Here is a 12,521-nt window from a genome sequence, read left to right on the forward strand (position 1 = left end):
TCATCGCAGTTTCAACCAGCCGTGCTGGAACAGAGGCAATACTTCAGCGTGCCGCCGGCTCAGTCAATTGGTCGATCTCACCGTTTCCGACCCTATCGAAACAGGAATAGTCGGCGGCCTGCAGGTCGCGCCCCGCAAGATGTGATGGTTGCCGACACGCACGGGACAGAAACCGGCATGCGGCTGGGGGAGGCTTCGGCAAGCAGCTTATGATGCCGGTGGGCACACTTTGCATTCCATCACCTTGCGTTCCTGCCTCCCAGGAATCCACATGCTCCTCGAACCGAGGTGGACTTGCATGATTCTGACTTGCCGATCACCGCAATCCTGCAGTACCAGGTACTATGAGCTGACCGCGCGCGCCACCGCGCGCAGGATCTTGCCTCGAAGACAGTTTAGGATGTCGTGCTTGGCATCGTAACGGAAGCGACGCAACGGGACCGGGCTGCGGATCGGCTCCGTCTTGGCGGGGATCAAGGCGTCGATGCCGCGGAGCTCGAAAGCGGCGAACACTTTCGCATACGAAGCGGCATCGGCAGAGACAGTTTGGACGGATAAGTCCGTCGCCTTCACAGCGGCGTCAATCCGCTCCACGATCATCTGCCCCTCGTTGATCTCGCCGGTGGTCACCATGACGTCGAGAACCACGCCGCGCAGATCATCGACCACAGCATGCTGCTTGTAGGCCGACTCAACTGGGCGATTACGGGCGCTTGTCGCCAAGTGGCATCCGGGTCGGTTAAGCAAATCTTCTTGAACTTGCCGGTCTTGCGGCTCTTCCTTGCCGCCGCTTCCGCCTCCTCGTTCGCAGCGCTCACCGCCTCGACCTCGCGAACCGCCAAGCTGTCCCAGCTTACGTCGGCTCGGATCAGCGCAGCATCGACGTGGACGATCTCGCCCTTGGCGATCTTGGCCTCGATGCAGGCCTGCCCTGTGCGCTCATAGATCCGGCGAAAGCGTGCCTCGCCCCAGCGCTGGCGGACGCGTGTCGGGGAAGAGTGATCGGGAAGCGAACCGCAACCTCAGGATCAATGCCCAGGCGGGCATTCTCGGTGCCGTAGAGCTTCGCCACCTCGTCACGCACCCAGGACAGATCCAGCACACGATCGACTCGCGCGAGAATATGACCATCAGGAACAAGATGCCGCAGCGAGCCAGTCATGAAGAGCTCAAGATGATCGAGCTCCTTGCGTCCCAGCATCGCGAATACTCCAGAGAATAAATGACTTCCCAATTGAATCTGTATGAGGATACTTCTTCAACAGCCCCTACGTGCACTTCCTCAGAAACGCGCTTGACTACTATGTGCCGTGCAAGGTCGATGACGACTGCCTGATGGAGCTCAGATGGTTCTATGACCGGCGCGACCTGGCCGAGGTCAAGCGCGACCTGGCGCAGGGATCGCCAAATCGCAGGCCAAATACCCGAAGCTGGTGGATTGGGTGGAGAACAACATCGAGGAGACGCTGAGCTTCTATCGGCTGCCGCTTGCCCATCACAAGCACATGAAGTCGACGAACATGCTGGAGCGGCTGAACCAGGAGATCAACCGGCGCACCCTGGTCGTTCGCATCTTCCCCAACCCGCAGAGCTGTTTGCGGCTGGTTCGGGCATTGGCGGTGTAGATCCACGAGAACTGGCTCGAGGCGACCCGCTACCTCAACATGGATCATCTGCGCGAGCACAAGAAGGAGAGCCTGAGGGCATTGGCCGCCTGAAACGCGGCCGCAATGTTCGCCCCGCGGCGACACGGGGGCTGCGCGGCGGACACGCCAACGTCATCGCTGAATGCCACTCGATTTTTGCTGCAGCTCCCACCACTGGGCCATTCAGATGGCTCGGCTTGGCCATGAGCCAAGGCTGATTGCCTCGCCTACGTCAAACCGTTTGTCAAGCGGCAGAAGAACGACCTCGCAGATGCGGAGGCGATCGTCGAAGCAGCGCAACGATCGACAACGCGCTTTGTCTAACCAAAGACCAAGGAGCAGCAGTGCCGGGCTATCGTGTTTCGCACCAGAGAGCAGTTCGTGAATCAGCGAACCGAACTGGTGAACGCGTTGCGCGACACGCTGTCCAAGCAAGCTGCAACATCTCGGTGCTTGCAAAAGTATGCCCGGTGTCGGCCCTTGCCATTTGAAACCTTTGCGGCACCGATGGGGGGCTTTCAAGTGCGGTCGCATCGATCAGATCGAGGTCAGGAAAACCAGAGGCTGAACGCAGAGCGACTCTGGCCGGGAACACGGGAATAGACATCGCTGTCTCGGCCCACAGCTAGAAGCCGTGAAGATGTACATCTACCTGCCCTCCCCAGCCGCACCTCTGGCTGCGGCGACTGCCGGTCGGCAGGGCCTCTCGGAGCGCGCGACTACCATGTCGCACGCTACTCGTGTGCAACGGCGCCCCAGGTCAATTCCGACGATCCCCCTGAATGAGGTCGCCACTGGTTTGCGGAGCCGGGCCAATATAAGGCTATGCGTGCCGTTTCAGCCAATCTCACAATTCTTTCTCCGGCAGTGTGGATGTGCTCCTAAATTTTGCGATTAAGCAAGTGATCTTGGAGCCTATGGTACTTCACACGACTGTCCTGCGGATTGTCACATTCACTGATCAGACTCAAGCGTCTTGCTTATGCAGGAAGAGCGCGAAAAAAACTGGTCTGCCGGTTGACTTTTATTCGCGTTGCCGTCCTGAAGCGGATTGGTAACTATCGAGTGACGCTCATCCAATTTAACGGCTGCGTGCTGCTGATGCGACGCTCCAAGGTACTTGGACGTAGGGGCACAATATCGAGTGAGTGCAGATGAAATCTGAGATGCACGGCATCGCAGCATACAAGGCATGGAAACAATGAAGCATGGAATGCTGCGCCCTCAGGCACCTACCTCCGCAGATCTGTCGGCGCGCTACAAGCGAGCGATTGGGCTCGCATGTCCGGTGCAGTCTGTGGTCAGGGACGCATTCCCAAATTTTCATTGGCTGGGTTCGGATCGGCTTGTGGCAGAATCGGGATCTGAAATATTAGGCGTGTTTAGCGTGGAAGATGGCAAAAGACTTGAGTTTCGAGAATCCGTCGCCTTGCGAGAGCTGAAAGCCAAGTCGGAGGTGGATCGAGCCACGTCGCCGGACGGCGCCGTCCAGATTTTGAAGCACGGCTATGACTTGACGATGCTCGACACGCATTCGGGCTCGCGTCATCGATTGACGCACGATGGCACCTACGAAGTTGCCTATGGCGTCATGGCTGATCACGGATTCAAGCAGTTGACGCGATGGCGACAGTGCCAGATTCAACCAGTTGTCGGCGCATGGTCGCCTGACTCGCGCTACTTCGTCAGCGTCCGCGTGGACCAGCGGGGACTTCGATCTCTCCCATACGTAATCGGGTCGGATCCGGATACGTTGGGACGTCGAATACCAGAAACACATTCATTTCGCTACGCCCTTGCCAGCGACACGGACATACCCACCGCCAAGCTCGTTTTAATAGATCGCCAGACGCACACGGTGCGTGGCCTGCAAGTCCCTTCACTGCCCTTGGTCTATGGCACTCCAGTAGCTGGTGAGATAGTTTGGACGGACGACGGCCGGCATCTGTTCGTCGGAGTAGAGTCGCGCGATCTCACGGCCCTGACGGTTTATCGTGTGGAGCCAGAGACCGGAGATTCTGACGTCGTTCTGGTTGATTGTGGGGACAAGCCACGGCGGCCCTTCCGCCACACTACCGCAAAGATACTCGCGCCGGTAGACGGCGGCCAGCTTGTCGTACTTTCGGAGCGGGATGGCAGAGCTCATCTATACCTGTACGATGTGCGGACTGGTAAGCTCGTGCGGCAGCTGACTTCGGGTTCTTGGTCAGTCGTCGATCTAGCAGCAGTCGATCCGCAGAACCGACTTGTGTTCTTCTCCGCTACCGGTCGAGAGCCGGGGCGTGATCCCTACCTGTGGCACTTCTATAGTGTCTCCCTCGAAGGCGGTCACCCTGTCCTATTGACGCCAGAGAACGCGGACCACCAGGTTCACCTCTCGCCTGACCTGGGCTGCTTCGTGGACGTTTACTCGACATTGTCTCAGGCTCCCTCGGCTCTGCTTAGGGAGAGCGAGGGGGCCCTCAGATCGGAGCTTTGGCGAACCGACCCGCAGCCCATACTGGACCGCGGGTGGGTCGCGCCGCAGCGTTTCAGCGTCACGGCTGCAGATGGCAAGACAGCTCTAAACGGCACGCTGTACCTGCCGCCGCCGAAGAACGGTCGCGGCCAGCTCCCAATCATCGATTCGATTTACGGCGGGCCGCAGGCGTGTTATGCGCCTGTCCGGTTCCCGGGCGAAGGCGCAGGCGCCGCCATGGCCGTGGCGCAGCTCGGTTTTGCCGTTTTCGTGCTAGACGCCCGCGGAACACCGCTGCTCGACCGTGCCGCTAGGGACGCTACGTGGGGGCCGAACTTTGGGTCAGCGGATGTCGTCGCGGCGGATCATGCGGCCGCCGTCAAGCAACTCGCTTCGAAATATGATTTTCTAGATCCGGAACGAGTCGGGATATACGGGCACAGTTGGGGCGGCTACTACACTATACGGCTGATGGCCCAGCGTCCTGACGTTTTCAAGGTGGGCGTGGCAATAGCCCCATGTAACGACAATTACGCGTACTATTTCAGCCATGACCGCTGGTTTGGGCTCGCTTCTAAACTTCCCGAGTCTTACCACGCGCAGTTGAATTATTCTCTTGCGGCTACGATAGAGGGGCGCCTCCTGCTTGTGGCAGGAGATGCCGACGATGACTGTCACCCGTTGCACACGATACTGATGGCGGGCGCACTTGCGAAAGCCAATCGAAATTTTGATATGCTGATCCTTCCAGACTTGGATCATTCGACCATCGCAACTAATGGGTATGTGACGAAGCGCAAGTGGGACTACTTTGTGATGCACCTATTGGGTGCTGAACCACCAAGGGATGTAAACGTTCCGGAGGCCTGAGCTGCACGGGCTCGATCCCAACTCCTTCGTACTAGCTGACCGGTTTTTTTTCGTGTTGCTATCGACGATCAGCTGGGACGCCACGCCGCGTGGAGCGGTATTGAGGAAATAGTGGGGCAGAGATTGCGCTCCTGAAGCAGAACACAAAGATACGCCCACTGCTTCGACGCTGTTACAGAAATGTTCGACCGCCTTTACCGCTAAGCGCTCTTTTACTTTCAACAATGCTGACCATCTTCCAAGGTCGGTTCCTAATCCAGGAAAGATGAAGGATGAATAGGAAGGCCAATCAGCCGCTCGTCGCAGTCTCAACAGATGTTCGCCAGTTCGACGATGCCTGCTGGCACGCTGTGCAGCAGCGATATCTCGAAGCGGCCCTTGAGACAGCTGGCGTATTTCCGGTTCTCATTCCTTCCCTTGGCGACCGGCTCGACTTCGACGAACTTCTCGCCGGTGTCGACGGTGTGATGATCACCGGCTCTGATTCGAACGTCCACCCCGCACTTTATGACGGCGACGTCAGTGATGCGAACGGCCCATATGACCATGCACGCGACGCAACTACAATACCTTTGATCCGCAAGGCAATCGACTGCGGAGTTCCGTTGCTTGCAATTTGCCGAGGTATGCAGGAAATGAATGTAGCGCTCGGTGGGTCGCTAGCGACAGAAATCCAGGAGCGCCCCGGCTCACTTGACCATCGGGCGCCAGAAAGCGGCAGCTGGGACGAGTGGTTCGCTATCCGGCATGCCGTTGCCATTGAGCCCGCCGGGTGCCTCGCGAGCATGCTTGGGCCGAGAGGATTTAAGGTAAATTCGCTTCACCGCCAAGCTGTAAAGCGAATGAGCACAAGGCTTCAAGTCGAGGCAACTGCGGAAGACGGGACCATAGAGGCAGTATCGGCGCGCGACTCACTGGCTTTCGCGCTCGGAGTGCAATGGCATCCCGAGTATTGGGTCAAGTCAGATGACGCATCCGCACGAGTTTTCCATGTGTTCGGAGAGAATGTGCGACGTCACGCCAGAGAGCGAACGCTTGTTCCGTCCAGCGTCTGTGCAGTTAGAACTGAGTGACTTTCTGGTCGGGCCATAGCGTGCGGGCGCCGTAGAGGCTCCGTTTTCCGAGACACGAGGGGAACAGCATCTCGTTGGGATCAGATAGTTCGAAGCGCGACCACCCGCCCCAGCGATTCGTCGAAAATCGCCAAGGCTTCGTCAATGATCTCGTTCGATACTGTTAGCGGCGCAAGGACACGTATGACGTTATGTGCGCGTCCGGCCGAGGCGAGCAGAAGACCGTGCATCGCGGCGTCTTCCACGAGCCTCGCGGTCAGCGCTGTCGCCGGGCGCTGGGAGATTGCATCTTCTACGAGTTCAATGCCGATCATCGCGCCCAGACCGCGCACCTCGCCGATAATTGATGAATTGGCCCGCCGGTTGAGGGAGCGGAGGCTAGTGGTGAGGCGCTCGCCAATTTCCATACTACGGGCAACCAAGTTCTCCTCCTCAAGCACGTTCAGGGCTGCGAGTGCGGCTGCGCATGCAAGGGGATTTCCTGCATACGTCCCTCCGAGTCCGCCCGGCGGCACGGCGTCCATGATGGCTGCCTTGCCGATGACAGCTGCGATTGGGAGCCCGCCACCGAAACTTTTTCCCAGCGCAACAAGATCTGGTTCCACGCCTGAATGCTCGACGGCGAAAACCCGGCCGGTGCGAGCGAAGCCGGACTGGACTTCATCCGCGATCAGGACGATGCCGTGAGCGTCGCACAAAGCACGCAGACCCCGCATGAACTGGGGCGGCGCCGGCAGGAATCCACCCTCACCCTGGACCGGCTCGATCACCATCGCGGCAATTTGGTCGGGCTCGATCTGCGTCTCGAACAGATCTCGCAGCGCTTGAAGGGCCTCATCGTCGCTCGGGCCTCGATAGCCCGAAGGAAATGGCGCATGGTAGACATCAGTGGGGAAGGGGCCGAATCCGAGTTTGTACGGATCGAGCTGTGAGGTCATCGCAAGGGTCAGTAGCGTGCGTCCGTGAAAACCGCCGCTGAAGACGACGATACCCCTTCGACCCGAGTGGGAACGAGCGATCTTTACTGCGTTCTCCACCGCTTCTGCGCCAGTGGTGACAAGCAGGGTTTTCGCCGGGGTACGGAACGGAGCAATCGCGTTAAGCCGTTCAGCGAGCCGCACATAGCCATCGTAGGGAATGCTGCCGAAGAAGGTATGGGTGAACCGCTGGAGCTGGGTTCTAACCGCACAAACGACCTGCGGATGCGAATGTCCGACCGCAAGCGCGCCCATACCGCCGATGAAATCTATGTATCGGCGACCCTCTATGTCCCAAATCTCAGCGCCTTGGGCGCGTTCCGCGCATATCGGAAACGCACATGCAACGCCCCGCGGCAGCGCGCTCTCACGTCTCGCCTGGAGTTCCGCGCTCGATCGTGCCATCATGCTGCCATACACTCCTTCGTTACACGCCTTGCCAGTTTTGCGGTAGCGCGGTCACGGCCGCTCCTCCGTTGGTGCGCTGGCCTTCTCGATCACCTGGAAAACCCAGTAGTGCGCGTCCTCCTCGGCGGTATATCTGCCGTCATTTAGACGGTGTGCCGGCACAAGGACGCCCGCATCCTGCAGACGCCCCACCTCGTCATTAAAGGATGTGGTCTCCGCGTAGCTCTTGCGGGTGCTTGCGATGATGAACCCGTTTGGGCGCGTGAGGCGGGCCAGTTCGCGCAGCCCCGCCGGTCGGACATGCCCGAGCGTGAAGACGCCGCAGCAGACCGTGATGTCGTAGCTCGCGCTGGAGTAATCGGAGAGCGGCCCGTTAAGGTCGACATCGCCTTGGACATGGCGGTAGGCGCGGGTTTGGCGGGCCTTTTCAGCCATCTCCTCGGAGAGGTCGATCCCGTCGATCACCCGGAAGCCCAAGCGTTCCAGTTCCACGCCGACGAGACCTGTTCCGCAGCCGGCGTCCAGGATTGCGATGCCATTTCGCTGCCTGGCCAAAAAGGCCGTCTGCACGACACCCGCCAGTTCCGCCACGATCATCGGCCCGCAGTACTCGTCGCGGCAGACATCCAACTCGTAGGAACTGGCCCATCCGCGATAGAAATGGGCCAGACGACCCGCGTCACTGTCGAGAGTGTGGGAATCCTTGATGCGTGCTCGTGCGGCTTGCTCGAGCGCCGTGTGCCGATCGACAGGGGTCATAACAGTTCCTTCCTATTGGGGCAGATGGTCATGCGTGCTGCCGTCTCGGAACAAGGGTTTCAAAACTCGTGCCAGTTGGGCCGAACCAGGCGAAGAGACATTTATGTGATTGTTTCCAGCTATTTGGCCGAGGCAAATAAGGATTGGCTAAACAAGCCGGTGTCGCGAAACAGACAAAGTTGTCAAGCGAAGTGAGGCAATTCGCCCCCCTGTTCTCAATTCGCCCGACAAAAGTGGCGGAATGTTCGGATGCCGTCCCATGAGACCATTATCGGTGACGTCGCAGACAGCCCCAACGGTAGGCGCCCCCCTTTCCCCGCACACCGCAGGGTTGCCCAGTGAAACTGTCTGTAAGTGGAATCCCGCGGGCGCAGGTCCAATGCCGCAGCCGCTCTGGTTAAGTCCTGCTTAGGCGGTTATCCGGTGCAGTAGATCGGCCGCCTGCCGCGCAACCAAGATAGACGTAGCACAGTGTCGACCAGTCGGTGACTCGGCGTTGCCTGGCCAGCACTTGGCCGTCCGGCACGGTTGTGTGCGTCAAGTTCTTGTGTGGATGCCAGCCATTTTGCAAGGAGGAACCTGAAGCATTGGACATGTGATCGAGTGCGGTCATGTGTCAGGCCTTGATTTGCGGCCGTTCCATGTGCCGCGGGCCGGTATGGTGATGCGCGGATCAGGTCCAAATCAGCAAAGCGAGCTTGCGTGGGCTCTCAACTTGACTCTGGTTTTCCTGACCCCGATCTGATCGATCATTTGCCCATGCAGTTCATGCCTTCCTCACATCTCCGACGTCCCGGTCTCAGGTGCGTTGTTGCAAATCACGCAGGCACCGTCGCCGGATTCCGGTAGTCCTCCTGTTTCGTCAGCATGGCCCAGATGCCACGCGCCATCTTGTTGGCCAGCGCGATTGCCACCAGCATGCGCGGTTTCTTCAACATCAAGCGGGCAAGCCAGGAACCGTCGGGCGCGCGCCTCCGAGACGCCCATCGAACCACAGCCATGGCGCCGATGATGAGCAACCGCCGAATATCGCGCTGGCCCATCTTCGATACTTTCCCTAGTCGTTGCTTGCCGCCGCTCGACTTCTGCCGAGGGACCAGCCCGAGCCAGGCGGCGAAATCGCGACCGCACTTGAAGGCTTCCATCGGCGGCACGCAAAGGTTTCAATGGCAAGGGCAGCGATAGGGCCGACACCGGGCATGGTCTGCAAGCGCCGAGATGTTGCAGCTTGCTTGGACAGCGTGTCGATCGTCTTCTTCAATGCCGCGAGCCGGCTGCTCAACTGGTCGATCTGGTCAAGGAGAGCGCTGCAGATGTCACGGACCAGATCCGGCAGGTCTGCGCTCTCGTCCTCGACGATCTCTGCCAAACGTGGCAGGTGGCCGATGCCTTGCGGAGCAACATAACCGAACTCATAGAGGTGCGCGCGCAGCGCATTCACCAATTCGGTTCTCTGATTCACGAACTGCTCTCTGGTGCGAAACACGATAGCCCGGGACTGCTGCTGCTTGGTCTTCGGTTCGACAAAGCGCATTGTCGGTCGTTGCGCTGCTTCGACGATCGCCTCCGCATCTGCGACGTCGTTCTTCTGCCGCTTGACGAACGGTTTGACATAGGCCGGGGCAATCAGTCTTGGCTCATGGCCAAGCCGAGCCATCTGACGGGCCCAGTAGTGGGAGCTGCCGCACGCTTCCATCGCCACGACACATGCCGGTTGACTCGCCATGAACTTGCAAAACTGCAGGCGCGACAGCTTCTTGCGGAACACAACCGATCCATCAGCTGCCGCCCCGTGCAGCTGATGGACGTTCTTTGCCAGATCGATCCCAATGATGGTAACCTTTTCCATGGATGCCTGCCTCTCCTTTGCGTGGCGCTAACACCACAAACTTTGGCACATTGCGATGCCGTCGGAGAAGGCTGGCATCCACCCCATCAGCAAAAAAGGGGCGGCCATGGTGCTGGTCATGCGGCTTGGCGCAGAGCGAGCTTCTTGTGCTCGCGCAGGTCGTCCATGTTGATGTAGCGGTTGGCCTCCATCAAGTTTTCGTTGGTTTCGACGGCCAGCGCCCTGACGAGGCGCAGGCAGCTCTGTGAGTTTGGAAAGATGCGCACGACATAGGTGCGCCGTCGGATTTCCTCGTTGAGCCGTTCAAGCATGTTGGTGCTCTTGAGATGCTTGTGGTGCTGGCGTGGCAGACGAAAGAAGGTCAGCGTGTACTCGATGGTCTCCTCCACCCATGTCGTCAGTCGTGGGTAGCGGGCCGACCATTTGGAAAGCCATGCGGCGAGATCGGCCTTGGCCTCGGCGAGATCGCGCCGGTCGTAGAGCCAGCGCAGTTCCTGCAGGCAATCGTCGCCATGCTTTCTCGGCAGGTGATCGAGCGCGTTCCTGAGGAAGTGCACGTAGCAGCGCTGCCATGCCGCCTCCGGGATCACCTCGCCGATCGCCGCGACCAGGCCGGCATGATCGTCAGACACGACCAGCTCGACGCCCTTGAGGCCGCGCGCCTTCAAGCCGACGAGAAAGTCCCTCCAGGCCGAGCGGCTCTCGCGATTGGCCATCTCCACGGCCAGGATCTGACGCCGGCCGTCCCAGTCGATGCCAACCGCGATCAGCACCGCCTGGCTCATGACGATGCCGGCTTCGCGCACCTTCTCGTAGCGAGCATCGAGGATGAGGTAGGCAAAAGGCTCTTGAAGCGGGCGCTCGGCAAACGCTTTCAGCGGCGGCGCGGCTGCCATGTGCTTTGCTTCCCGAGTCACAATGCGGGTTTCGCGATCGCCGAAGTCCTGCTCCACCAGAGGCAGGATTTCGGGGTCTTCGTTTCCCAGCAGCGCGACGCAGATCTCTCTCCCTTCGATATACTCTTCCACGAGCGCATCCTGGGCATATTGCGTGACGATCACTTCTACAGCCTGCCTTAACTGAGCGGGTTCATGTACAAGTTGCACTCCGCAGCTGTCGGATTCGTGGCGCGGCTTCACGACCAATGGGAATTGCAGCTCGCCAGTACTTTGCGCGCCGCGACGCATCACACGAAAACGGGGCGTCGGCACGCCATGGTCGCGGATGAGCTGCTTTGTGATAACCTTGTCGAGCGCCAGCCCATGCCCGAGCGGGCCCGATCCGGTGTACGGAACGCCGGCCATCTCGAGCATGGCCGGGACGTGGGTGAGACGGCACTCGCCCTGAATTCCGTATGCCATGTTGAAAACGATTCCCGAGGGGCAGCCTTGGGACTCAGGTGGCATGAATCGCTGGAGCGTCACGAGAAGTCCCTTATCGCCTTCGCACAGCAGCGTCTCGTGCCCGCCCTCTTGCAGTGCCGCCGCCACGCTTTTGCTCGTCTCACAGCCGAACTTGCCGGGGCAAGGCTCTAAGTGTTTAGTCGACCAGAACCGGCCTACGTTAATGGCACCACCCGCACGGCGCCGCCCAACAGGATGTATCCGTCGGTCCATTGAGCAAGGCGTTGGCCAGATTGCCTCACCCGCTCGCCACGGTACGTACCAGTGCAGCTGACAATCGCAATCTCACCCCGCAGTCCGCTCGCCATTCTCATCCATACAACAACGGGTTCCGTTTCCCGTAGACCACGCCCGGCCGCAACCAATGACTCGGCGAACGTCGGGTTTTCGTAATCGCCCTTTGGATCGTAGGTCATGCCGATCTTCTGCATGACTTTTTGGCTCGGCGCGTTCTCCCTGGCCGTGCAGGCGGCGACCTCAGGCAGACCGATTGACCAAGCGTAGTCGAGCCATGCCCGCGCGCCTTCCGGCGCGAGTCCTTTACCCCAGTGCTCCTTTGCGAGCACCCATCCGATTTCAACGCGCGGTTGCCTAGGAATTGCGGCCTGCACCGCCTCGCACACGACGCCGAGCCCGATCAGACCAATAAGCTCGCCGGTCTCCCTTAGCTCCGCCGCCTGAAAATGAAACCCGTTGGTCTTGGCGCGCTCAATCGCAAGGCCGATCTTCACATTCGCTTCCTTGGCCGTCAGTACTTTGGGAGAGAACCGTCTGACGTGCGGATCACCGTAAATTCTTGCCATCGGGCTAAGGTCTTTGTCCTCCCAAGGCCGTAATGTTAGACGGTTTGTGGTCAGCCTCATCAGTCAAACTAATCGAGGTTTCTAGATCTTTGCGTGAGTGCGACTTATAAATACATTAGCACGGCACCCATCAATCTTACAGGACGTCACCTGCTTGTGACCCCCTAGCGCTCTTGTTCGCCAGCCTCGGGGGCGGGCGATCGACCAATTGACTGAGCCGGCGGCACGCTGAAGTATTGCCTCTGTTCCAGCACGGCTGGTTGAAACTGCGATGA

Annotated in this window: 5 protein-coding genes and 6 pseudogenes; 4 read left to right on the top strand and 7 right to left on the bottom strand. The window is 59.4% G+C overall.

What is annotated here, in order from left to right:
• Positions 1–372: 372 nt before the first annotated feature.
• Positions 373–1,201, bottom strand: a pseudogene (locus tag AC0L2B_RS00330) (transposase); the annotation flags it as partial.
• 68 nt (positions 1,202–1,269) lie between these two features.
• Between AC0L2B_RS00330 and AC0L2B_RS00335 the strand changes: the two are divergent.
• From AC0L2B_RS00335 to AC0L2B_RS00350, 4 genes and pseudogenes are all read left to right on the top strand, one after another.
• Positions 1,270–1,718 (top strand): annotated as a pseudogene (locus AC0L2B_RS00335) (transposase); the annotation flags it as partial.
• Positions 1,719–1,794: 76 nt separating this feature from the next.
• A pseudogene (locus tag AC0L2B_RS00340) lies at positions 1,795–2,078 on the top strand (IS110 family transposase); the annotation flags it as partial.
• A 760-nt stretch (positions 2,079–2,838) separates the two neighbouring features.
• Positions 2,839–4,974, top strand: coding sequence for a S9 family peptidase (locus AC0L2B_RS00345; RefSeq protein WP_473743656.1), 2,136 nt, complete (start codon positions 2,839–2,841; stop codon positions 4,972–4,974).
• Positions 4,975–5,246: 272 nt separating this feature from the next.
• Positions 5,247–6,047 (top strand): gamma-glutamyl-gamma-aminobutyrate hydrolase family protein, encoded by an 801-nt coding sequence (locus AC0L2B_RS00350; protein ID WP_473743657.1) that lies wholly within the window; start codon positions 5,247–5,249, stop codon positions 6,045–6,047.
• A gap of 80 nt (positions 6,048–6,127) precedes the next feature.
• On the opposite strand, the gene gabT is transcribed toward AC0L2B_RS00350, so the two are convergent.
• The 6 genes and pseudogenes from gabT to AC0L2B_RS00380 all read right to left on the bottom strand — a co-directional run bounded on the left by gabT (position 6,128) and on the right by AC0L2B_RS00380 (position 12,306).
• Positions 6,128–7,432, bottom strand: coding sequence for a 4-aminobutyrate--2-oxoglutarate transaminase (gene gabT, locus AC0L2B_RS00355; RefSeq protein WP_473743658.1), 1,305 nt, complete (start codon positions 7,430–7,432; stop codon positions 6,128–6,130).
• 51 nt (positions 7,433–7,483) lie between these two features.
• Positions 7,484–8,191 carry a class I SAM-dependent DNA methyltransferase gene (locus tag AC0L2B_RS00360; protein WP_473743660.1) on the bottom strand — a complete coding sequence of 236 codons (708 nt, stop codon included), beginning with the start codon at positions 8,189–8,191 and terminating at the stop codon, positions 7,484–7,486.
• Positions 8,192–9,009: 818 nt separating this feature from the next.
• A pseudogene (locus tag AC0L2B_RS00365) lies at positions 9,010–10,040 on the bottom strand (IS110 family RNA-guided transposase).
• A 116-nt stretch (positions 10,041–10,156) separates the two neighbouring features.
• Positions 10,157–10,918, bottom strand: a pseudogene (locus AC0L2B_RS00370) (IS256 family transposase); the annotation flags it as partial.
• A gap of 63 nt (positions 10,919–10,981) precedes the next feature.
• A pseudogene (locus AC0L2B_RS00375) lies at positions 10,982–11,656 on the bottom strand (D-alanine--D-alanine ligase family protein); the annotation flags it as partial.
• Positions 11,599–12,306: a GNAT family N-acetyltransferase gene (locus AC0L2B_RS00380; RefSeq protein ID WP_473743661.1), complete on the bottom strand. Its 708-nt coding sequence runs from the start codon at positions 12,304–12,306 to the stop codon at positions 11,599–11,601. The gene AC0L2B_RS00380 and the pseudogene AC0L2B_RS00375, both read right to left, overlap by 58 nt.
• Positions 12,307–12,521: the final 215 nt, after the last annotated feature.

Source organism: Mesorhizobium sp. WSM4815 (genome assembly GCF_055811575.1).